General features: G+C 63.1%; 12 protein-coding genes (1 of these 12 only partly in view). 8 read left to right on the top strand and 4 right to left on the bottom strand.

Annotated features, from left to right (window positions below; all coding sequences use genetic code 11):
- Positions 1 to 149: 149 nt before the first annotated feature.
- From J3P76_RS08475 to J3P76_RS08465, 3 genes are read left to right on the top strand one after another with little or no spacing between them, the layout of a single operon-like run.
- Positions 150 to 1298 carry an efflux RND transporter periplasmic adaptor subunit gene (locus tag J3P76_RS08475; protein ID WP_434676093.1) on the top strand — a complete coding sequence of 383 codons (1149 nt, stop codon included), beginning with the start codon at positions 150 to 152 and terminating at the stop codon, positions 1296 to 1298.
- The gene (locus J3P76_RS08470) at positions 1299 to 3260 is read left to right on the top strand and encodes a MacB family efflux pump subunit (RefSeq protein ID WP_434648422.1); all 1962 of its coding nucleotides are present in this window, start codon (positions 1299 to 1301) and stop codon (positions 3258 to 3260) included.
- Between the two features lie 10 nt (positions 3261 to 3270).
- Positions 3271 to 4671 (top strand): efflux transporter outer membrane subunit, encoded by a 1401-nt coding sequence (locus J3P76_RS08465; RefSeq protein WP_434701747.1) that lies wholly within the window; start codon positions 3271 to 3273, stop codon positions 4669 to 4671.
- A gap of 92 nt (positions 4672 to 4763) precedes the next feature.
- Here J3P76_RS08465 and pvdP read toward each other — a convergent pair whose 3' ends face one another.
- Positions 4764 to 6380, bottom strand: coding sequence for a pyoverdine maturation tyrosinase PvdP (gene pvdP / locus J3P76_RS08460; RefSeq protein WP_434701746.1), 1617 nt, complete (start codon positions 6378 to 6380; stop codon positions 4764 to 4766).
- A 258-nt stretch (positions 6381 to 6638) separates the two neighbouring features.
- Between pvdP and pvdM the strand changes: the two genes are divergently transcribed.
- The 5 genes from pvdM (at position 6639) to J3P76_RS08435 (ending at position 16286) form a co-directional block, all read left to right on the top strand.
- Positions 6639 to 8009, top strand: a complete 1371-nt coding sequence (gene pvdM, locus J3P76_RS08455) for a pyoverdine-tailoring dipeptidase-like protein PvdM (protein ID WP_434701745.1) — start codon at positions 6639 to 6641, stop codon at positions 8007 to 8009.
- Positions 8006 to 9286 carry a pyoverdine-tailoring periplasmic protein PvdN gene (pvdN, locus tag J3P76_RS08450; protein ID WP_434701744.1) on the top strand — a complete coding sequence of 427 codons (1281 nt, stop codon included), beginning with the start codon at positions 8006 to 8008 and terminating at the stop codon, positions 9284 to 9286. Before pvdM ends, pvdN begins: the two co-directional genes overlap by 4 nt.
- 20 nt (positions 9287 to 9306) lie before the next feature.
- Positions 9307 to 10182: a formylglycine-generating enzyme family protein gene (locus tag J3P76_RS08445; protein ID WP_434701742.1), complete on the top strand. Its 876-nt coding sequence runs from the start codon at positions 9307 to 9309 to the stop codon at positions 10180 to 10182.
- A gap of 275 nt (positions 10183 to 10457) precedes the next feature.
- A complete protein-coding gene (locus J3P76_RS08440) occupies positions 10458 to 12116 on the top strand; it encodes a cyclic peptide export ABC transporter (RefSeq protein ID WP_434701741.1) in 1659 nt (552 codons plus the stop codon).
- 39 nt (positions 12117 to 12155) lie between these two features.
- Positions 12156 to 16286 (top strand): amino acid adenylation domain-containing protein, encoded by a 4131-nt coding sequence (locus tag J3P76_RS08435; protein ID WP_434701740.1) that lies wholly within the window; start codon positions 12156 to 12158, stop codon positions 16284 to 16286.
- A gap of 141 nt (positions 16287 to 16427) precedes the next feature.
- Here J3P76_RS08435 and J3P76_RS08430 read toward each other — a convergent pair whose 3' ends face one another.
- The 3 genes from J3P76_RS08430 to J3P76_RS08420 all read right to left on the bottom strand — a co-directional run.
- Positions 16428 to 16799: a DUF6124 family protein gene (locus J3P76_RS08430; protein ID WP_434606950.1), complete on the bottom strand. Its 372-nt coding sequence runs from the start codon at positions 16797 to 16799 to the stop codon at positions 16428 to 16430.
- Positions 16800 to 17308: 509 nt separating this feature from the next.
- A complete protein-coding gene (locus J3P76_RS08425; RefSeq protein ID WP_434701738.1) occupies positions 17309 to 19780 on the bottom strand; it encodes a TonB-dependent siderophore receptor in 2472 nt (823 codons plus the stop codon).
- A 355-nt stretch (positions 19781 to 20135) separates the two neighbouring features.
- Positions 20136 to 23291, bottom strand: partial view of a non-ribosomal peptide synthetase gene (locus tag J3P76_RS08420; protein ID WP_434701737.1) — the 3' portion only. 57 nt of this gene lie beyond the right edge of the window; the window shows 3156 of its 3213 coding nt (coding positions 58–3213); its start codon lies beyond the right edge, outside the window — the gene reads right to left on this strand; its stop codon occupies positions 20136 to 20138.

Raw genomic sequence — 23291 nt, 5'->3', positions numbered from 1 at the left:
GCAAGCTCCCTCGCCACGGGGTGGGTGCCGTTCAAGCGCTACCATGGGTTACCCTCGTTAAATTCCCGCCCACAACGCTCGTTTACCAGAACAGCCACCCGTCCCGGCCTTCCGTGCGATGGGCCCGATATCACCGGCCGGAACCCTGCATGAAACGTCCCCGCCCTACCCGACGCGCCTGGCTTCTCACCTTCGCCCTGCTTCCGGCCGTGGCTTTCGCTGCGTGGCAAGTGGTTGTGCCGGACCGCGCGCCGCTCGACACCGTCCCGGTCACCCGTGGCGACATCGAAAACAGCGTAACGGCCCTGGGCACCTTGCAGCCCCGGCGCTACGTGGACGTCGGCGCCCAGGCGTCCGGGCAGATCCAGAAGATCCACGTCGAAGCCGGCGACGAAGTGACTGAAGGCCAGCTACTGGTGGAAATCGACCCCTCCACGCAAAAAGCCAGGCTCGACGCCGGGCGATTTTCCATCGAGAACCTCAAGGCCCAGCTTCAGGAACAGCGCGCCCAGCACGACCTGGCGCAGCAGAAATTCCGTCGCCAGCAACAGCTCAAGGCCGGCGGCGCCACCCGCGAAGAAGATGTGCAGACTGCCCAGGCCGAGGTGCGCGCGACCCAGGCGCGCATCGACATGTTTCAGGCCCAGATCCGCCAGGCCCAGGCCAGCCTGCGTAGCGACGAGGCGGAACTGGGCTATACGCGCATTTATGCGCCCATGGGCGGCACCGTGGTCGCGGTCGGCGCCCGGGAAGGTCAGACCCTCAACGCCCAGCAGCAGACGCCGTTGATCCTGCGCATCGCCCGGTTGTCGCCGATGACGGTCTGGGCCGAAGTCTCGGAAGCCGACATCGGCCACGTCAAGCCGGGCATGACCGCGTATTTCACCACCCTGGCCGGCGGCAGTCGCCGCTGGAGCAGCACCGTTCGCCAGATCCTTCCCGTGCCGCCGCGCCCATTGGAAGCCAGCCAGGGCGGCAGCCCCACTGGCGGCCGCAGCGGCAGCGAGCGGGTGGTGCTCTATACCGTGCTACTCGACGTGGACAACGCCGACCGCGCCTTGATGGCCGACATGACCGCACAAGTGTTTTTTGTCGCCGCCCAGGCCAAGGACGTGCTGACCGTGCCCATCGCCGCCTTGCAAGAGGCCGACCAGGTACGCGTGCTCGCCGACAATGGTGATGTCCAGCCGCGCACCGTCCGTACGGGCGTCAGCGATCGCCTGCGCACCCAGGTCCTCGACGGCTTGAGCGAAGGCGAGCGCGTGCTGATCGGCCCATCCAGCGCAAGCGGAGGCTGAGTGGACACGCCCCTGATCGAACTGCGGGACATTCGCAAGGCCTATGGCGGCGGCGACAGCCCCCGGGTGGAAGTGCTGCGCGGCATCGACCTGTCCATTCATGCCGGTGAGTTCCTGGCGATTGTCGGGGCGTCCGGCTCCGGCAAATCGACCTTGATGAACATCCTCGGCTGCCTCGACCGTCCTACCAGTGGCGAGTACCGCTTCGCCGGCGAAGACGTCGCCGGCCTGGGCAGCGACGAACTGGCCTGGCTGCGGCGCGAAGCATTTGGCTTCGTGTTCCAGGGCTACCATTTGATTGCTTCCGGCACCGCCCAGGAAAACGTCGAGATGCCCGCAATCTATGCCGGCACCTCCGCCGCCGAGCGCCACGCCCGGGCCAGCGCCCTGCTCGACCGCCTCGGCCTGGCCAGCCGCACCGGCAACCGCCCCCATCAACTCTCCGGCGGGCAGCAGCAACGAGTGTCGATTGCCCGGGCCTTGATGAACGGCGGCCACATCATCCTCGCCGACGAGCCCACCGGCGCCCTCGACAGCCAGAGCGGGATTGAGGTGATGGCGTTGCTCGACGAACTGGCGAGCCAGGGGCACGTGGTGATCCTGATCACCCACGACCGTGAAGTGGCGGCCCGGGCCAAACGCATCATCGAGATCCGCGACGGTTTGATCATCAGCGACACCGCTACGGCCGCACCGCAGGCCAATCCGAACGCCTTGCACGCCGTGGACCTGCGCCAACGCCTGAGTGCCGGCAGCGAACACAACGGCGCCTGGAAAGGCGAGCTGGTGGACGCGGTGCAGGCCGCGTGGCGGGTGATGTGGATCAATCGCTTTCGCACCGCCCTGACCCTACTCGGCATCGTCATCGGCGTGGCCTCGGTGGTGGTCATGCTGGCCGTGGGCGAAGGCAGCAAGCGCCAGGTCATGGCCCAGATGGGCGCCTTCGGCTCGAACATCATCTACCTCAACGGCACGGCCCCCAACCCGCGGGCCGCCAAGGGCATCATCAGCGAACAGGACATTGCCGCCCTCGCTGCCCTGCCCGAAGTGCAACGCATCATGCCGGTCAACGGCAAGAACGCCAGCGTGCGGTTCGGCAACCTCGACCACACCAGCTACGTGGGCGGCAACGACACCCACTTCCCGATCATCTTCAATTGGCCAGTGGCCGAGGGCGCCTACTTTAGCGACGCCGATGAACGAGGCGCCGCGGCAGTGGCGGTGATCGGCCACAAGGTCCGGCAAAAACTGCTCAAGGACGTCGCCGACCCCATCGGCCGTTACATCCTGATCGAGAACGTGCCGTTCCAGGTGGTCGGCGTACTCGCGGAAAAAGGCGCCAGCTCCGGGGATTCGGATGCCGACAATCGCATCGCCATCCCTTATTCCGCCGCCAGCGTTCGGCTGTTCGGCACCCGTCATCCCGAGTACGTGGTGATCGCCGCCCGGGATGCGGGCAAGGTCAAGGAGGCCGAGCAGGCGGTCTCCCGTACCCTGTCGCGCCTGCACGACGGCAAGCGGGATTTCGAGCTGACCAACAACGCCGCGATGATCCAGGCCGAAGCTCGCACCCAAGGCACGCTGTCTTTGATGCTTGGGGCCATTGCGGCGATTTCGCTGTTGGTGGGTGGCATTGGCGTGATGAACATCATGCTCATGACCGTGCGCGAACGGACCCGGGAGATCGGCATCCGCATGGCCACCGGCGCCCGCCAGCGGGACATCCTGCGCCAGTTTCTCACCGAAGCGGTGATGCTCTCGGTGGTCGGCGGGCTGGCCGGTATCGGCCTGGCCCTGCTGGTGGGCGGCGGCCTGCTGCTGGGCAAGATCGCCGTGGCCTTCGAATGGCTGGCGGTGTTCGGCGCCTTCGGCTGCGCCCTGGTCACCGGCGTCGTCTTCGGTTTCATGCCCGCCCGCAAGGCCGCCCGCCTCGACCCGGTCGCGGCCCTCACCAGTGAATGAACCCCTCCTTATGAAAGCGCACCTGACTCTCCTGGCCGCCAGCCTGATGCTGGTGGCCTGCGCCACGCCGGTGTCGGCACCGGACAGCGGCATCCAACCGCCCGCAGCCTGGCAGAGCCTCGATACGCCCGGTGTCCGAGCGGATAACCAACAATGGTGGACGCAGTTCGGCAGCCCGTCATTGAACCGCTTGATCGAACAGGCGCGTCGGGACAGCCACGACCTGGCCGCCGCGATGGCTCGGGTTCGCCAGGCCCAGGCCAGCGCGGTGATCGCCGGCGCGCCGTTGCTGCCGCAAATCACCGCCGGGCTCAACGGCAATCGCCAGGAATTGCTGCGGGGCCAGGGCTATAGCCAGCTAGACGTGGATCGGGACAACCGCACCATCGATTACTACGACGCCAACCTCAGCGCCACTTATGAGCTGGATTTCTGGGGCGGTAAACGGGCGGCCCGGGACAGTGCGCTGAGCACGCTGTCGGCCAGCCAATCCGACCGCGCGACCGTGGAGCTGACCCTGCTCAGCGGCGTCGCCAACAGCTACACCCAGGCGTTGTCCCTGCGCGAGCAACAGCGCATCGCCAAATTGAACCTGGGCAACGCCCGCAATGTGCTGGACCTGGTGCAGACTCGCTACGACGCGGGCAGCGCCACGGCCCTGGAACTGTCTCAACAGAAGAGCCTGGTGGCGGCCCAGGAACGCCGCCTGCCGCAAGTGCAGCAACAGGCCCGCGAGGCGTTGATCACCCTCGCGGCATTGTTGGGCGAACCGGTGCAATCGCTGCAACTCGACGATGAACCATTCGACGCATTGCGCTGGCCCGCCATCGATGCCGGCGTGCCCAGCGACCTCTTGCTGCGCCGTCCCGACATCGCCGCCGCCGAAGCGCGCCTTGCCGCCGCCCAGGCCGACATCACTGTCGCCCGCGCCGCCATGCTGCCCTCCGCCACCCTCGGCCTGAGCCTGGCCACCGGCGCCGACATCGCCGACCAGTTGCTGCGCAACAACGTCTACAACCTCGGCGCCGGGCTGGCCGCGCCAATCTTCAACAATGGTCGCCTGAAGGCTGAGCGAGCCCGGGCTACCGCGCGCCAGGAAGAACTGCTGGAGGCCTACCGCGCCGCCATCATCAACGGCTTCGCCGACGTCGAAAAAGCCCTGAACGGCATCCACGGCCTGGACCGCCAACGGCAATGGCAAAGCGAAGAACTGCACCAGGCCCAGACTGCCTTCGACATTGCCCAACGCCGCTACCAGGCCGGCGCTGAAGATTTACTCACGGTACTGGAAACCCAACGTACCCTCTTCGCCGCCCAGGACATGAACGTGCAATTGCGACTGGCGCGGGTGCAGGCGAGCGTGGCGTTGTACAAGGCGTTGGGTGGGGGTTGGCGGGTGAAGCAGATCTGAAGAGGAGCACTATCGTGGCGAGGGAGCTTGCTCCCTCGCCACAAAAGCAGTCATTGCACACGGCCCCAGGTTCGGTCGGTTCGAGCCTGGGCTCACACCACCTTGGCCTTGAGATTGCGCGCATACCAAGGCCTCTGCGGTACGCGGCGAAACAGTTGAGCCAGCTTGTCGTCATCACTGCCAAACGTAATACGCAACGCCAACTTCATGGTTTCCGGATCCATCTCCACCGAGCGCCCGACCTGCAGCCCCGGCGTGGTGCTGCAGCCATGGGTGTCCGGGCCGAGCCAGGGGTCGGCGATTTCGACCCAGCGGCCCGGGGCGAACCAGGGCACGCCGTTGACTTCGAGCCGGCTCACTTCTCCCGGATGAAAGCGTTCGTGGGCGCAAAACCAGTCTTCGAGGCGATCGTCGATCCAGCCGTGAAAAGCCCAGAACACCGGGTTTACATGGGAGGAAAACGGATCGCCTAAAAAGTCGTTTTCCGGTTCGAACCAGCGTTGGGCGAAGTCGGCCTGATCACGGGCGAATGGCACCGGATGGCCGTTTGACGGATCTCGCGGCACCGAGGCCCAGCGCATATGCAGCCAGTCATGCAGCCCCAATTCCACTTCCGAACCGAACTGGCCCAGGGTCAGTTTGGATAAATAGCGTGGGTCGCGGTAACGGGATTCCCAGACCTGGAAATTGCTGTGATAGGTCTCGGCGGTCTTGATGTCGCTGACCCATTGGGCGTATTGCTCGTCACCACGGGCGAGCCACGTTGGTGGCAGTGCCGTCCCGTCGACGTTGTCGAAATACCGGGCAAAGCCCAGGCGATCACGCTCCAACTCAGGTTGCGGCAATGGAAAACGTGGCCATGACGGCAACGGCTGGAAAGAACGCGCCGTGCCGAGCATATGCCGATGCATGAAGAAGAAATCCACGCCCGAGCCGTTGCGATCTTTGCGCGGCCCGCGAGCATCACGTTCGTTGTCCCGCGGCCCGGGTTGCCAGCCGATGCCACGCAGGGCGTCGCGCTTGTCTTCGTCGAGGGTGTGCCATTTGTCTCGCGTGGCATGCCAGAGTTGATGGAACAGCCGGTGCTCGGGCGACACCAGCCAGTCCAGCAACTTCAGGCTCAGCGGCGTACGTTCCCGGGCTTCGGGGAACCGCTGTTTGACGGCGACGAACTGATTGTCGAGCTCCGGCAACGCCAACGGGCGATCCAACCGCAACACCCGGCCGCTGAGGGTGGCCGTGCCGGCGTTGCCGAAACCGGCCCAGACTTCGTCCAGGGTCATGATGAATTCGTAGTCTGGCGTGCCATGCCCGGCACCGATCAATCGCCAGCTCAATTGCTTCGGGTCGCTGCCGGCCAGGTCGCCCAGCACCCGATAACGCGGCTCATCTCCACCGCGCAGCCGTTCGGCGGTGTCGAGGTAACCCACCAGGCCACGGCCCTTGTGGGCGATGTCGAGAAACATCTCCAGATTGTCGCCCGGCAAGCCGTCGAGGCCGGCATCGCGCCCGCTGAAACGGATCGTCCAGATTCCCCGCAACGTGTTCGCCCGCCGCTGTCCGGCGACGTCCGCCACATCGAAGGAAGCTTCGCCGGGTGTGATGGTCGGGTCCGGCCGGGTCAGTTCGCGATGCCCGTAATACACCGCAGGCACGGCGGCACCGGTCAGCGCCAGGCCTGCCATGAACCATCGTCGAGAAATCGTCATTGCCTTACCTGTGTTCGCCCTGGGGTGGGCTTTATCCAAGCTAGAACGATGGCTGGGGCGACAAATTTATAGGCAGCCATGAGGCCGCCTTCGCGAGCAGGCTCGCTCCCACATGGGAACGCGATCCTCTGTGGGAGCGAGCCTGCTCGCGAAGAGGCCCTTGAGAACACCTAAATTTCCCGCCCGATCACTCGTTCCCCCCAGATAGCAAAGGCCCCCGCGCCTGTCCTTCCAAGGCGAACCAGACTGAGATCGGCAATGACAATACCACGTTCGAAAAAGGCTCTTTTCACCGGCGTGCCCCTGGCCCTGGCGCTGGTCGTCGGGGCTGGCGTCGCGGCCTGGGACCATTGGTGGCGGGACAACCCCGGCTACTCGGTCAAGGTGATGAAAGAAGCGCGCGAGCTGCACGAACGCCTGCTGTCCTTCGACAGCCACATCACCGTGCCGCTGGATTTCGGCACCGCCGGCAACGAAGCGGACAAGGACGGCGAGGGCCAGTTCGACCTGGTGAAAGCCAATCGCGGCCGCCTCTCCGGCGCCGCGCTGACGATCTTCGGCTGGCCCGAACTGTGGAACGGGCCCAACGCGCCACACAAGCCCACCGCCGGGTTCGTCGAGGAAGCGCGCAACCAGCAAGAGGTGCGCTACAGGATCATCACCGGCATGGTCCGGGACTTCCCCAACCAGGTCGCCATCGCCTACACCCCGGACGATTTCCGGCGCCTGCATGGCGAAGGCAAGTTCGCGATTTTCATCAGCATGCTCAACGCGTATCCCCTGGGCCACGACCTGAACCTGCTGGACCTGTGGACGGCGCGGGGCATGCGCATGTTCGGCTTCAGCTACATCGGCAACAACGACTGGGCCGACTCCTCGCGCCCGCTGCCGTTCTTCAACGACTCGCCCGACGCCCTTGGCGGGCTATCGGACATCGGCAAGCAAGCAGTGACACGACTGAACGACCTGGGCGTGATCATCGATGTGTCGCAGATGTCGACCCAGGCTTTGGAGCAAGTCGCGCAACTGAGCCGCACGCCGCTGGTGGCGTCCCACTCCGCGCCACGGGCGATGGTGGACATCCCGCGTAACCTCAGCGACAAGGAAATGCAGCTGATCAAGGCCAGCGGCGGCGTCGTGCAGATCGTTGGTTTTTCCCAATACCTGCGCCCACTGACGCAAAAGACCCAGGACAGACTCAACGTCCTGCGCGAACGCTTCGACCTGCCGCCACTGCCCAACCTGGCGATGGCGCTGATGCCGGGCGACCCGATCATCGCCGCGTGGCCGGAACAGAAGTTCGGCGAATACGCCGGCCAGCTCTACGGCATTCTCGAAGAGGAACCCAAGGCCAGCCTCAAGGATTTGGGCGATGCCATCGACTATGCCGTGCGCAAGATCGGCATCGACCACGTCGGCATCAGTTCGGACTTCAACGAAGGTGGCGGCGTGAAAGGCTGGCAGAACGTCAGCGACATCCGCAACGTCACCGCCGAACTGCTGACCCGCGGTTACTCCGAAGCCGACATCGCCAAGCTGTGGGGCGGCAATTTCCTGCGGGTCTGGGATCAGGTGCAGAAAGCCGCCCGCCCTGCCATCGCCTCGGCGCAGAAGGCCCCTCAGCCATGATCGAGCGCCGCGCCTTCCTCAAGCACGCCGGTATTATCGCCGCCGGCCTGCCATTGGCCGCAAACCTGCCTTCGAGTGCCGCGGCCGACTCTCCGCCGCCGCTGTCCCGGGACAAATGGGCGCAGCTGCGCTCGCTGTTCAACCAGGACCCGAACTACCTGCACTTCTCCAATTTCCTGGTCACCACCCACCCGCGCCCGGTGCGCGAGGCCATCGAGCGGCACCGCGCCGCCCTGGATAAGAACCCCGGGCTGTTGATGGACTGGGACTTGGGCGTCACCGAAGCTCGCGAGGAAAACGTGCGGACCTGGGCCGGTCGCTACCTGCAAGCGAACCCGAAGCAGATCGCCCTCACCGGCAGCACCACCGAAGGCCTGTCGATGATTTACGGCGGGGTCCATGTCCGGCCCGACCAGGAAATCCTCACCACCGCCCACGAACACTACGCCACCCACACCATTCTCGATCTGCGCAAGCAACGGGACGGAACACGGGTGCGCAAGATCAAGCTGTTCGAGAACGCCCATGGCGTCAGCGAGGCGCAAATCCTCACGGCCATCGACCGCAACATCCGTCCCGAAACCCGCGTGCTGGGCATGACCTGGGTGCACTCAGGCAGCGGCGTCAAGCTGCCCATCGGCAAGATCGGCGCCCTGGTGGACAAGCACAACCAGGGCCGCAGCGATGAACAGCGCATCGTGTACGTGGTGGACGGCGTGCACGGTTTCGGCGTCGAGGATTTGAGTTTCCCGGCGATGAATTGCGACTTTTTCATCGCCGGCACCCACAAGTGGATGTTCGGCCCACGGGGCACCGGCGTGGTGTGCAGCCGCAGCGAAGAGGTCAGGTACGTCACGCCGATCATCCCGACCTTCTCCGAAGCCACGGCGTTTTCCACCACCATGACCCCGGGCGGCTACCACGCCTTCGAGCATCGCTGGGCGGCGGACGAAGCGTTCAAGCTGCACCTGCAACTGGGCAAGGCCCAGGTGCAGGCGCGTATCCACGCGCTCAACACTTACCTGAAAAAACACTTGCTCGCGTTGCCGCAGATCGAGCTGGTGACGCCGCTGAGCCCAGAACTGTCCGCCGGCTTCACCTTCTTCCGGGTCAAGGATCGCAAGAGCGACGAGATCGCCGCCTACCTGATGCAAAACCGCGTGGTCGCCGATGCCGTGCACCGCGATGCCGGACCGGTGATCCGCACCGCGCCGGGGCTGCTCAACACCGAAGCCGAGATTGATCGCTTCCTGGCGCTGTTGGGCAAAACACTCTGATGACTGATCGAGAGCAATCGATGAACCGCTTTTTATTGAAGACACTCCCGGCGTTGGCCCTCGCCGCCCTGCTGCCCTCCGATGCCCAGGCCTCGCAACCGGGCCAGGTGTTTCGCGACTGCAAGGACTGCCCGGAAATGGTCGTGCTGCCCACCGGCACCTTCCAGATGGGCACCCCGGAAGACGAAGTGGGCCGCGAGCCCGACGAAGGCCCGCTGCACCCGGTGACGTTCGCCAGGCCCGTTGCGATCAGCCGTTTCCAGGTGCTCAAGGGTGAATGGTTCGCCTACCTGCGCGATACCGGCTACGTGATGCCCGACGGCGACAAGCGCCCCGGCCGCGCGTGCCGGGCCGGCGTGCCGGACTACCAGGGCAGCGACCCGCGCAAGCAATACACCGACCGGCACCCGGCGGTGTGCATGAACCTCCAAGAGGCTACTGCCTACGTGGCGTGGCTTTCGAAGAAGACCGGTAAGCCGTACCGATTGGTCAGTGAATCCCTGCGCGAATACGCCGCACGTGGTGGCAGCACCGGCCCGTTCCCCTTCCCGTTCGATAAAGGCAAGGACTACAGCATCGCCCAGCACGCCAATACCTATGGCGCCGCCGACGGCTTCAACTTCACAGCGCCGGCCGGCAGCTTCGCGCCCAACGCCTTTGGCGTGTACGACATGCACGGTAACGTCTACGAATGGACCGCCGATTGTTTCAACGAAAACTACACCGATGCGCCGAGCGACGGCAGCGCCGCGCTGATTGGCAACTGCAAGGTACGACGCATCCGCGGCAATGACTGGGGCGAAGCCCCGGTGTTTTCCCGTTCGGGCAATCGCAATGCGGTGTTTTCCGATGCCCGCGGTGACTGGCTGGGGTTTCGGGTCGCCCGGGATATGTAGCTCAACCGGACCATCTGAAGATCCGCTTTTTGTGGCGAGGGAGCTTGCTCCCGCTGGGCTGCGAAGCGGCCCCTAGATTTTGCGGTCGCTGCGCAACCGAGCGGGAGCAAGCTCCCTCGCCACAATAATGTGTGTCAGGAGACTCTGGTTAAATCCCCTTCCCCTCCAATCGTTCCATAGGTGGGCGCGCCCCGACCGGCGTGCCGCTGTCCTCCAGCCCTTGCGGTGAAAGCCCGCGGTGGCCTTTGCCTTTTTTCATCTAGCAGGGAAACCTCATGAGCCAACCAAAACGCGGGGTGATCACTGAGCTGTTCATTCTGCTCAAACCCTTCCGGCTGATTGTCGCAGGCTCCATTCTCCTGGGCATGCTGGGTGGCTTGAGCATCACGGCCCTGCTGGCAACCATCAACGGCGCCTTGAACGCCGATGCGGGGCCCACCCCCCAAGTGTTGGCGACCTTCGCCGGCCTGTGCGTGGCAGCGCTGCTGACCTCGATCCTGTCGGACATCGGCACCAACCACGTCGGCCAGAACATCATCGCCAGCCTGCGCAAATCTCTCGGCCAGAAAGTCCTGCTGGCGCCCATCGAGCAGATCGAGCGGTTCCGCAGTCATCGGCTGATCCCGATCCTGACCCACGACGTCAACATGGTCAGCAACTTCGCGTTTTCCTTCGCACCGCTGGCGATTGCCTTTACCGTCACCCTCGGTTGCCTGGGCTACCTGGCCTACCTGTCGTTGCCGATGTTTGCGCTGCTGTTGGTGGCGCTGGTGATCGGCACGGTCATCCAGTACGTGGCGCGCGCTCGTGGCATTCGTGGTTTCGAAGCCGCCCGCGAGGCCGAAGACGCCCTGCAAAAGCACTACAGCGCCATCGCCGCGGGCGCCAAGGAGCTGCGCATCCACCGCCCGCGCCGCCAGCGCATGTTCAGCCAGCGCATCGAAGCCACCGCCGAGCAGATCTGCGACACCAACATCCGCGCGGTCAATACCTTCGTGGTCGCCAAGACCTTCGGCTCGATGCTTTTTTTCGTGGTCATCGGCTTGGTCCTGGCCCTGCAATCGCTGTGGCTGGGCACCGACAAAGCGGTGCTCAGCGGTTTCGTGCTGGTGTTGCTGTACATGAAGGGGCCGTTGGAATACCTGGTGATGACGTTGCCGGTGATCAGCCGCGCCAACATCGCCTTCAAGCGCATTGCCGAATTGGCCGAGCAGTTTTCCTCGCCGGAACCGCACCTGCTGCTCAACGACAAAAGCGCCCCCAAGCCGACAATTCAGCGGCTCGAATTGCGTGACGTGCATTATGCCTTCCCCGCGGTCGACGGCACCCAGCCCTTCGCCCTTGGACCGGTCAACCTGACCATCGCCCAGGGCGACATTGTGTTTATCGTCGGTGAGAACGGCGGCGGCAAGACCACGCTGATCAAATTGCTGCTGGGCCTTTATGCGCCCCAGGGCGGCGAAATTCTCCTGGATGGCGAGCCGGTATCGGCGGCGCGACGTGACGATTATCGCCAGCTTTTCACCACCATCTTCGCCGACTATTACTTGTTCGATGAACTGGTGCAGGGCGATCAAAACGTACCCGGGGATGCCAACCGCTACCTGGATCGCCTGGAGATCGCCCATAAAGTCAGCATTCGCGACGGCGCTTTCAGCACCACCGATCTTTCCACCGGGCAGCGCAAGCGCCTGGCCCTGCTCAATGCCTGGCTGGAAGAACGTCCCGTGCTGGTCTTCGACGAATGGGCCGCCGACCAGGACCCGGTGTTCCGGCGCGTGTTCTACACCGAACTGCTGCCGGAGCTGAAGGCCCTGGGCAAAACCATCATCGTCATTTCCCACGACGATCGTTACTTCGACATCGCCGATCAACTGGTGCGAATGCAGGCCGGCCGGGTGGTGAGTGAGAAGGTCCCGGCAGCCTTTGCCTGAGCCTGCCCGACGCCAATGCTGTTTTACCGCGAGAACACCATGAACGAACTGCTAGATGATGATCTGTTGGCGCTGTTGCTCGATGAGGTCGCCGATGACAGGCACGCCCTGGCCAGCCGCGGCAGGCTGGATCGCGCGCCCCTGTCTTTCGCCCAGCAACGCTTGTGGCTGGAGCAGCAGCGGGACCCGACCCGTTCGGCCTACAACCTGCCACGGGCCTTGCGCCTGAGCGGCGAACTGAACGCCGATGCCTTGGAAGACGCCCTGAACCGCGTCATTGACCGACACGACATCCTGCGCACCGCGTTCATTGAAATCGACGGCGCCGCCACTCAGGTAATCGAGCGCAGCGCCTGCCTGACCCTGCATCGCGAAGACCTTGCCGGGCTCGACCAGCCGGCACTTTCGCAGCGCATCGAGCAACACGCCCGGCAACCGTTCGATCTCACCCAGGCGCCGCTGATACGGGCCACGTTGCTGAGATTGAGCCGTACCGAACATGTGCTGCTGCTCAACATGCATCACATCGTTTCCGATGCGTGGTCCAATACCATCCTCATGCAGGACATGACCCAGGCGTACGGCCGGGCGGTGCTGGGTGATCCGTCTGCGCTGCCACCGTTACCGATGCAATACGCCGATTACGCGATCCACCAGCGCGGCGACTATCTGCAAAGCGCTGCCCGCCTGCGCAGTGGCGAATACTGGAGCGAGTACCTGGGCCGCGACTTGCCCACCCTGGAGTTGCCCCAGGACTTTCCACGCAACACAAGCCAACAACACAGGGCCGGTCGCGTGCACGTATCGCTGGCGCCGTCGTTGGCGCGAGCACTGGACGCTTTTTGCCAACGCCAGGGGCTCACGCCGTTCGTGGTGGCGCTGGGTGCGTGGCAATTGCTGCTGGCCCGCTACAGCCGCCAGGACGATTTTGCCGTCGGTGTCCCCAACGCCAATCGCAACAGCCATGAAAGCCAGGCGTTGGTGGGATTTTTCGTCAGCAGCCAGGTGTACCGGGCGCGGATCGACTCGAGCCGCAGCGCATTGGATTACCTACGAGCGCTGCGCGGCCAATCCCTCGCCGCGCTGGAGCATGCCGATTACCCGCTCGAACTGATCCAGGATCAATTGGGCGCCAACCCGTTGTTCAAGGTCCTGTTCAACTGGCGCACCGGGTCACAGACGGCATCGCTGCCAAGCCTGGATCTACTGACGCTGGAGTTCCTCGACACCGGTGAAGGCCAGGCCAAGTTCGATGTGTCACTGGATGTCGACTATTCACAGCAGCAGATACTCGCGACGTTCGAGTACAGCCGTGACCTGTACCGCGCGGACACCATCGAGCGCATGGCCGAGCATTGGCAGAACCTGTTGCGGGGGCTGATCGAGACGCCCGAACGCGCCCTCGGCGAATTGCAATTATTGAGCGCCGAAGAACGGCGGCTGACCCTGGACGACTGGAACCGCCAACCCACCCGGCTGCATAGCGAAGAATGCCTGCATCGCATGATCGAAACCCATGCCGCCAACACAGGTGAGGCGATAGCGCTAACGTTCGACGGGCAGCAAATGAGCTATGCCGAGCTTAACCGCCACGCTAACCGATTGGCCCATCGATTGATCGAGCAAGGCGTCGGCCCCGATGTGCTGGTGGGCATCGCCGTCGAGCGGACACCGCAAATGATCATCGGCCTGCTGGCGATTCTCAAGGCCGGTGGCGCCTACGTGCCGCTGGACCCGGCCTACCCGGCCGACCGACTGACCTACATGATCCAGGACAGCGGCGTCAGGCAGATCCTGACTCAGGCCCATCTGCTTGAATCGCTGGCGTTGCCGGCCGACATCGACTGCCTGCTGTTGGATACGAGCGATGCCGACAACGCCTGGCCTGAGCACAATCCCGATGTGCCAATGGATCCGGACAACCTGGCGTACGTGATCTACACCTCCGGTTCGACCGGCAAGCCCAAAGGCGCGCTGCTCGCGCACCACAACGTCAACCGCCTGTTCCAGGCCACTGAACAGTGGTTCGGTTTCGACCACCGGGACGTATGGTGCCTGTTTCATTCCTATGCCTTCGATTTTTCCGTGTGGGAGATTTTTGGCGCGCTGCTGCACGGGGGGCGGCTGGTCATCGTGTCCCACGCCGTGAGCCGGTCGCCTGAGGATTTTTACGCCCTGCTCTGCCAGGAAAAAGTCACGGTGCTCAACCAGACGCCTTCGGCGTTCAAGTCGTTGCTGCGAGTTGCATGTGAGCCTGGACAGCCCCTCAGCCACCGGTTGCGGCAGGTGATTTTCGGCGGCGAAGCAGTTGATGTGCACAGTCTGCGCCCTTGGTTCGAACGTTTCGGCGATCAGGCGCCACAATTGATCAACATGTATGGCATCACCGAAACCACCGTTCATGTCACCTGGCGACCACTGTCGATGGCGGACTTGCACGGCGAGGCCGCGAGCCCCATCGGCGAGCCCATCGTCGACCTGTCCTGGTATCTGCTCGATGCGCACCTGAACCCGGTGCCGAGGGGGTGCAGCGGTGAGCTGTATATTGGGCGCGCCGGACTGGCCCGTGGTTATCACCAGCGTGCCGACCTCACCGCCAGCCGTTTCATTCCCGACCCGTTCGACCCCTCGCCAGGTGGACGCCTGTACCGCACCGGGGATCTGGCCCGCTACCTCAGCGACGGCAGTATTGAATACATCGGGCGCCTGGATCACCAGGTCAAGATCCGCGGCTTCCGCATTGAACTGGGCGAGATCCAGGCGCGCCTGCAAGTATTGCCGGGCGTGCGCGAGGGCGTGGTGCTGACCCACGACGGCCCGGGCGGCCTGCAACTGATCGCCTACGTCATCCCGACACAACCGGCCACGGCCGAACTGCGCGATAGCCTGCTGATCGCGCTCAAGGCGCATCTGCCGGATTACATGGCGCCCAGCCATCTGTTGTTCATCGATCATCTGCCGCTCAACGCCAACGGCAAGCTCGACCGCAAGGCCTTGCCCGAACCCGACGCCACGCTTCGGCATTCGAACCACGTGGCGCCCCGCACGCAGATGGAGCAAGCGTTGGCGCAACTCTGGCAGCAGTCCCTCAAAGCCGAGCGCGTGGGTATCAGCGACAGTTTCTTTGAACTGGGCGGGCATTCGATCCTGGCGATCGAGCTGATCGCCAAGCTCAAGGCGAACCTGAACATCACCGTGCGTCTTCAAGAGTTGCTGGCCAACCCGACCATCGCCGAGTTGGCCCTGTTCATCTCACAGAAACACCGTGAACAGACGCAATGCCTCGTTGCCCTGAATAACGCGCCCGCCAGCGCACCGCAGCTGTTTTGCCTGCACCCCAGCGGCGGCATCGTGTTCTGCTACCAACCGCTGGCGCGCAAACTGCAAAACCGGGCGCGCACTGTCGGCATCATGCACCGCGGCTTCAGCGAACCCCATGCACGCCCCGAGGCCTGGCAGGAGATGATTGCCGACTACAGCAAGGAAATCGTCAGGGCCCAACCTGAAGGTCCGTATTACTTGATGGGCTGGTCCCTCGGCGGGGCGATCGCCTTCGACATCGCGGCGGTGCTGGAAAGCCAGGGGCACACGGTTGATTTCCTCGGGTTGGTGGACAGCACGATTCCAGAACACCTGTATCCCTCAGAGCTGCCGCGCCATCGGCATCTGGCGGGTTACGAAAAAGACGATGCGGCCTCCCAGGATCTACTTGAAGCAATTGAATACTTCGACTTGCTGTTTCCTTCGCTGACGGAGCGCACGGCGGCTTATCGACGGGAGCGACCGGACAGTTCGGTCAAGGCGTTCCATGAGTGGGCAGCCGGACAGATCGAGCCTGAGCGAGGCGACCTGTTGTCGATCGTGCAGAGCGTCAAGGAAGAGGTCATGAATGCCCAGGCGTTCTCGGTGCATGATCGGTTGCTGGAGGCATTTGCGGGATTTACTTTCAAGCCTGTGAGGGTTCGACCGAGCTGCTGGTGGACACAGGCGGAGAAAACCCCGCAAGAGCTGGCCTTTTGCGAGGCACTGGTTCGAGAGCATAGCTTGACGGGGACGTTGCGGTGTTCGGTGCAGTCTCCGCTGGGTCATCGCAGCATGATTTTTGATGAGGGGTTGCTTGGGGAGCTGGTCGAGGTTTTTCTGGCCAGTACGGTAGAGAAGCTTTCTTGAGCAAAAAATGACCCTGTGGCGAGGGAGCTTGCTCCCGCTCGGCTGCGCAGCAGACGCCGCTTTTCAGTTCAGGAACTCTGGGGTCGCTTCGCGGCCCAGCGGGAGCAAGCTCCCTCGCCACGGGGGGCTGCGGTGCTGCGGCTAGCGTGGAGGCTGGGGCAGCTCGATGTCATCCAGTGCCCGATTGGCCAGTAGCGTTCCTAGCTCGATCAATTGCTGGAGCCCCAACGCCACATGCCGCCGCGAGCCTTCCAGGTCGAAGGCCAGGTCGTTGGCCATGGCATTAGCGCAAGCCAGGGTCTCGCTGAGGGTGGTCAGTATGGATTCGGTGTTGAGCCCTTTGACCACGGTAAAGATCTGGCCGTCCTGGGTGTCGGGCTTGGCTGGCTTGTTGGGCGATAAGTGGATGTCTAGTGCTCGATCCGCCGCTTCGCGACGCTCTGCTGAGTCGAGGCTGGTGTAGGCGGAGAGATCTTTGGCTTTTTTTGGAGGGTTGGGGGTGTTCTTGACCATCTTGAAACTCCTGACTTGATAGTGAGCTTAACCACCTCGTGACCAAACGAGGGTGGTGGGCTATACGCAGGTTGGTCAACCGGGAAGTCAGGCACCCGGCGCACTCGAGAGTGCCCCGCGCACAGCCCGCCGCAAAGCATAACGGCAAAAGCGCCGAGATGCTGAGTTGCGCATGTGCGCCTGACTTCGGACAGGTGACCAAACCCGGTCGCTGATTTTGCAGCGACGGACAAAGCCTATCCCCATCGCTTCCGAACCACCAACCGACACGACTCGTCAGAAATGTCCGGCTCGCCACATTTTTTGTAGGACACAGGTTCCTGTGGCGAGGGAGCTTGCTCCCGCTCGGCTGCGCAGCAGACGCCGTTTTTCAGTTCAGGAACTCTGGGGTCGCTTCGCAACCCAGCGGGAGCAAGCTCCCTCGCCACGGGGTTTGCGTTTTCAGCGAAATTAATCCCATAAAAAAACCGACCCGCGTAAGTGGGTCGGTTTTTTTTCTTTGCAGGCAATCAGAACTGCGGCGTGTACTTCACTGTGAACATCAAATTACGCGGATCGCCAAAGTTGTTGTTGCCATTGAGTTGGTTGTAAGCCGGCGTTATGTAGGTCTTGTCGAACAGGTTGTTGGCGTTGACCGCCAGATCGATCTCAGACGTCAACTTGTAGCCGACACGGGCGTTCCATACGGTGTAGCCCGGGATTTCACGGTCATAGTCGTAAACCAGCGTGTGGCTTTGGGTGGTGAAGCCCAGGCCGGTGCTGACACGGCTCCAATCGCCGGTGAACTGGTAGTTGCCCCACACGCGCAACATGTGTTTTGGCGTCCAGGTGCTGAAAACCTTGCCTTCCTTACTGTCGATACCGCCCGTGTCTTCCAGGTACTTGGTGGTGTTATAGGTGTAGCCCGCGAACAACTGCAAGTTTTCTACCACTTCACCGCTGATTTCGGCCTCGATGCCTTGGCTGCGCACTTTCCCGGAGGCAGAAGAGCAGTTCACCCCAGTGCAGCTAGGGATGTTGACGGCGCGGTTTTCGTGGTCGTAGCGGAACACAGCCAAGGAGGTATTGACCCGTCCATCCATCAACTCGCCCTTGAGGCCGACTTCGTAGTTTTTGCCAACAATGGGCTTGAGTACCGAACCACTGGGATCGACGTTGGTCTGCGGTTGGAACACGTCGGTATAGCTGGCGTAAACCGCCCACTCACGGCTCAGGTCATAGACGACACCGGCATAGGGCGTGACCACGCCGGTTTCGGTTGAGTAGCTTGGCGTGTTGCGTGTAATTCCGGCTGCGAGTTCATTTTTCGACTTGTAACTGAAGTCGTACCAGCTGACCCGGGAACCCAGGATCAGTGTCAGGTCATCCACCGGCTTGACGCGCCAGGTGCCGTATATGCCTTTCTGGCGCACGTCGTACTTGCTGAGGACGCCCATGCCACCCGCAGCGATCAAACTGTCGTAGCTGATGTCCGGGCGGTCATTGTCAAGGTCGAAGATCGAGTCGCTGGTGCTGTTGAAGGTACGGGCATATTTATCATCCGTCTCCAATTGGGAGAAGTTGCCACCCAGCATGACCTCCTGTTCCATCGACAAGGCTTCGAACTTGCCGGTCAGGTTCATGTCGAGACCGGCCTTGGTAGACTGGAAGTCGGTCAGGAAGTCGGCATATTGCACGCCACTGCCATCGGGCAAGAGACCACCGACTCTTTGGACGCGCTGGTTCTTCGCCTGGTTATCCTCGGTCATATACACGCCCCCCACCTTGAACGCCCAATCCTCATTGAAGCGATGCTCCAGATCGGCATAGTAGGTGGTGACATCGATTTCCGAACGGTTCCAGCGCGCGCCGGTGTAGGTGGAGCGCGACACGTCCGGCATCGAGCCATCGGCGTAGCGCGGCAGACCACGGATGTTGCCGCGCGATTCGCCATTGGATTGGCTGACCGCCAAGCCCAAGGTGGTGTCTTCGCTCAAGTCGATGTCCAACGAGCCGTACAGCGAGTGGGTTTTGGTCCACGCGTGGTCGATGAATGAGTTGCTCTGGTCTTCGTCGGCAACTATACGGCCGCGGATGTTGCCAGCGTCGTTCAGCGGACCGCCAGCGTCCAGCTGCAAGCCGTAGTGGTCCCAGGAACCGGCCTTGCCCCTCAGGGTCACGGTCGGTGTGCTCTGGCCACGCTTGCGCACCAGGTTGACAGCGCCGCCGGGGCTGCCGGTACCTTGCAGCAAGCCGGACGCGCCACGAAGGATCTCCAGGCGGTCGTAGAAAATCAGGTCCTGGGTCGCCCAGTTGCCCAGCGAGTAGGTATTACGCGGGATCGGCACACCGTCGTACTGCCAATCGTCGATCTGGAAACCGCGCGACGACAGGATCATGCCCTGCCCCACGCCCTGGAGGCCAACGATGCCGGTGGTCTGGTTGACAGCGTCCTTGAGGTTGACCAGGTTCTGGTCATCCATCTGCTTGCGCGTCATCACGGTAACCGACTGGGGAATTTCCTTGAGGGTGTGGGTGCCCTTGCCGATCGTTACGGCGTTGCTGGTGTACGAGTTGCTGCCTTCGGTCGTTGCAGCCAACTGTTCGGCGTTGATGGTCGTTGCGCCCAGTTCCAGGCCCGCGGGGGAGCCCTTCACCAATATCAGGGTGTTGCCCTCGAGGCTGTAGCGCACGCCGGTGCCCTTGAGCAACTCGGTGATGGCCGCCTGCGGGCTCATCTTGCCGCTGACCCGGTTGCTTTTCAGGCCGGCCAACTCGTCGACGTTGTAGATCATTTGTTGGTTGGTTTGCTGGCCGAACGCTTGCAGCGCCTGCGGCAGCGGTTGCGCTGGGATGTTGACACTGACGTCTTCGGCCATCACCTGGGTGCTCAACGGCAACACACAGACCAGACCCAAGCCCGTCAACACCCGCCGCGAACGCAGGCCGCGGGACATGACAAGTGCCTTGAACAGCGGTTTCAACTCATGAATTGCCGACATCGTGCTCTCTTATTGATAGAAGTGAAAAGTCCATGGGGCCGAAGGGCCTGCCGTTCGCCAGCGCGGATTACCTGCTGACCGACCCCTCCCCGGGCACGGTCATCCGGCTGTACGACAGCGACATGTTTTCTGGACACAACCGGCGCCTGGGCTGCCTTGCCCGAGCCGATTCGCCCGCATTCCTTAGTAAGACGAAGCACCTTGGAAAAACCGGAATGAGTTTATTTATCATTTGCACGAAAGTTACAAAAAAGGCCGACGCGTGCTGGCGTCGGCCTTTTGTTGGTTGAGCATCGTTCCCAGGCTTTCGCGTGGGAACGCCGCCAGGGACCCTCTGCACTGCGTTTCTCTCAGATCAACGACCCTGCGCCGCTTTGGCCGCCTGCTGTTGCCGAGCCTGTTCGGTCAGTCGAGCCTTTTCTTCGGGACTCATCGCCTCCAAGCGCAGGCGGGCCTGGGCGATTTTCTCCAGTTGTCCCGGGCTGTTCTCCTCCGCCCGCAAGGCCGTCGCCAGCGACGCCACGGTCGGATGATCGAAGACCAGTCCCGGATGGATGTCGCACTGCAACAGCTTGCGAATGCCGGCCACCAACTTGATCACCAGCAGCGAGTGACCGCCGGCCGCGAAGAAGTCGCGATCGATGCCCAACCGTTCGAGCCCAAGCAATTGGGCCATGCGCGCAGCGAGCAATTGTTCGAGTCCATCACGGGGTGCGACGCCCTCTTCATCGCTCGTCGCGACGGCCAAGTGCTGCAACGCCTGGCGATCGATCTTACCGTTGGCCAGCCGTGGAAAGCGTTCGATCAGGTGCCAATGCTGCGGCACCATCACGCCGGGCAAGCGTGCGCTCAGCTCGGCGCGCACGGTGTCCAGCACATCCGTAGGCAAGCCTTGCGCTGCCACGATAAATGCCAGCAAACCTTGCTCGGCCGAGGTGGCTGGCACCACCAGCGCCTCGGTTACTTGTGGCAGGCGCAGCAGCTGGGCTTCGATTTCCGCCAGTTCGATACGGAAGCCCCGCACCTTGACCTGCTGATCGCGCCGCCCCTGCAGTTGAATGCCGCCGTCCGGGCGATAACGCGCCAGGTCACCCGTGCGGTAGAGGCGCTGCGCCGCATCGAACGGGCTCTGGATGAACGTCTGTCCATCGGCCCCGGCGTTCAGATAACCCCGGCACAGTTGCGCCCCGCCCAAGTACAACTCACCCGGCACGCCCACCGGTGCCAGGCGTAAATCAGCATCCAGGATATAAACCTGATTGTTGCCCAGCACCTGGGTCAGCGCCGAACAATCCTCAGCGGCACCCTCCAGCGACACCGGATGGATCATCACCCCGACCGTGGCTTCCGTCGGCCCGTAGTGGTTGAACACTCGGCAATCGCTACGAAACCGAGCGATGCGCTCGATCAATGTCGGCGCAATCGGCTCACCGCCGAGCACCAGGGTACGCGGCAATGTCGCCTGCTCGCTGTCGAGCAATGCCGCGAGGTGCGATGGCACGATTTTCAGGCAATCGATCTGTTGCCGCCGCATGAACGCGGCAAACAACGCGCCGTCCTGCATCTGCTCGTCATTGGCAACGTGCAGCGTCGCGCCATTGAACAGCGCGCCAAACAGCGCCGTGTTGCCCAGGTCCGCCGCCACGGTGGAGCTGAAGGCGACATGTGTGCACTGATCCAGCGCCAACGCCTGGCTGGCCTGGGCGGTGTAGTTGAGCAATTGCCGATGTTCGATCACCACGCCTTTGGGCACACCGGTGGAGCCGGACGTAAACAACACATAGGCGGTGTCGTTGCCCTTGGTCGCCAGCGCCGGCAAGGGCTCGCTCGACGGACTCAGCCCGGCCAACGTCAGCACGTTACATGGCGGGTCCTGCCACGCCGGCAGGTGCGCCGCATCGGTGACCACCACTTCGGCGCCCGCCTGCTCCAACATCAACGCCTGACGGGCCTGAGGCCATTGGATATCCAGCGGCAGATAGGCCGCACCGATGCGCCATGCCGCCAGCATCGCGATCACCAGATCCGCCGAGCGCGGCAAGGCCAGGGCGACGATCGAGCCCTTACCCAGGCCTTGCTCTTGGAGGCCGAGGGCCACGCGTTCGACCTGCTCATTCAACTGGCCGTAGCTCAAGGACTGGTGGGCGTCGGTCAGCGCGATGGCCTCCGGCGTCCGTAGCGCCAGGTCCGCGATGCGTTGCGGCAGATAGCGGTTATCGCCCAATACTTGCATCGGCGGGTTGATCGCGCGCAAGCGCTGTTCCTCGCTGTGGCCCAGCAGGTTGAGCTGCGCCAGCGGCGTTTGCGCATCCGCCAGAATAGAGGCCAGCAGCACGTCGTATTGTTCCAACACGGTGCTGGCGGTGGCTTTCGAATAACGAGCGTCGGCGTATTGCAGGTCGATCGCGGCAAGCTGCTGGGCATCCTCCAATCGAACCTGCAGCAGTAGCTCAAGCGGATCGGTCCGGACAGGCAAAGACTCCTTCCACTTCAAACCGGCGTCGCTGTGGACGAAACTTGCTCGACCGATCGCAAAGCCATAGGCCGGATACGCCGCGTAAGGTGCCAGTTCCGGCACCCAATATTCCTGCCAGGTGCGATGCGCCTCAAGGCCCGCCGCCAACTGCACCAGCCACTCACTGAACGGCGCGTTGGGGGGCAACTGCACGCAAAGCGGCAGGGTCTTCTCGAACACGCCAATGGCGCTGGCGAAGTAGTCGTAATCGCTGCGGCTGTCGTGACGCACGCCCACCAGTGCCTGATCGGAACCGCTCAGGCGTCCCAGCAGCACCCACCATGCGCCCTGCAATAACGTCTCCAACGGTTGCCCGAGCTCATCGGCCAAGCGCTGCAAAGCATCGCGCCGGACCGGTTCCAGCTCCAATGAAACACGGGCATCGGCGGTCCCGCTGCCGGCGCGGCGTGCCGCCAGCCATGGCGTGTCGATCTGCGCCTGCAAACCTTGCAGATGTTGCTGCCAATAGGTTCGCGCGGTGGCGGCATCTTCATCCAGGACCACTTCGCTGCGCCATTCCAGGTACTGGGCGAACTCTCCCGGCGCTTCGTCTTCCGAGCACTGGCCCGCATACGCTTGCCGTACCTGTCCAAGCAGCAGGTTCATCGATGGCGCATCGGCACTGTAGCGGGCGATGCCCAGCAGCAATTGCCATTGCCGTGGCGCCAAACGATAAAGCACCGCCTGGACGCCAGCCGATTCGCCGACCACGAACGCCCGGCCGAGGGTTTCGTTGAACTGTGCCTGGACCTCTTCAACGGGCTGTTCGCTTGCGTTTATCGTCAGCGGGAAGCGCCCGGCCTGGGCAACCTGACGCAAGCCGTGGAAACCTGCGACCTTGACAAACCGCGCCAGCAGCATCGGCTGCTGCGTCGCCACCCTGTCGAAAGCGTCCTGCAATCGCTGCGGGTCAAGGTCGCCGTCGATAGCCACGCTTACCCAACGCAAGGCCTCGCCAGTGGTCACCGTGCCCGACAATTGCTCAAGGACCCGTTG

The sequence above is a fragment of the Pseudomonas sp. D1-36 genome (assembly GCF_051132205.1).
GTDB lineage: Bacteria > Pseudomonadota > Gammaproteobacteria > Pseudomonadales > Pseudomonadaceae > Aquipseudomonas.
Note: the sequence above shows the minus strand (reverse complement) of the source record. Positions and strands in the feature narration are given on the sequence as shown.

Excerpts from the sequence above, each read along its gene's own strand:
- J3P76_RS08475 (WP_434676093.1), top strand. The coding sequence starts at position 150 with ATGAAACGTCCCCGCCCTACCCGACGCGCCTGGCTTCTCACCTTCGCC.
- J3P76_RS08465 (WP_434701747.1), top strand. The coding sequence starts at position 3,271 with ATGAAAGCGCACCTGACTCTCCTGGCCGCCAGCCTGATGCTGGTGGCC.
- pvdP (WP_434701746.1), bottom strand. The coding sequence starts at position 6,380 with ATGACGATTTCTCGACGATGGTTCATGGCAGGCCTGGCGCTGACCGGT.
- pvdM (WP_434701745.1), top strand. The coding sequence starts at position 6,639 with ATGACAATACCACGTTCGAAAAAGGCTCTTTTCACCGGCGTGCCCCTG.
- pvdN (WP_434701744.1), top strand. The coding sequence starts at position 8,006 with ATGATCGAGCGCCGCGCCTTCCTCAAGCACGCCGGTATTATCGCCGCC.
- J3P76_RS08445 (WP_434701742.1), top strand. The coding sequence starts at position 9,307 with ATGAACCGCTTTTTATTGAAGACACTCCCGGCGTTGGCCCTCGCCGCC.
- J3P76_RS08440 (WP_434701741.1), top strand. The coding sequence starts at position 10,458 with ATGAGCCAACCAAAACGCGGGGTGATCACTGAGCTGTTCATTCTGCTC.
- J3P76_RS08435 (WP_434701740.1), top strand. The coding sequence starts at position 12,156 with ATGAACGAACTGCTAGATGATGATCTGTTGGCGCTGTTGCTCGATGAG.
- J3P76_RS08430 (WP_434606950.1), bottom strand. The coding sequence starts at position 16,799 with ATGGTCAAGAACACCCCCAACCCTCCAAAAAAAGCCAAAGATCTCTCC.
- J3P76_RS08425 (WP_434701738.1), bottom strand. The coding sequence starts at position 19,780 with ATGTCGGCAATTCATGAGTTGAAACCGCTGTTCAAGGCACTTGTCATG.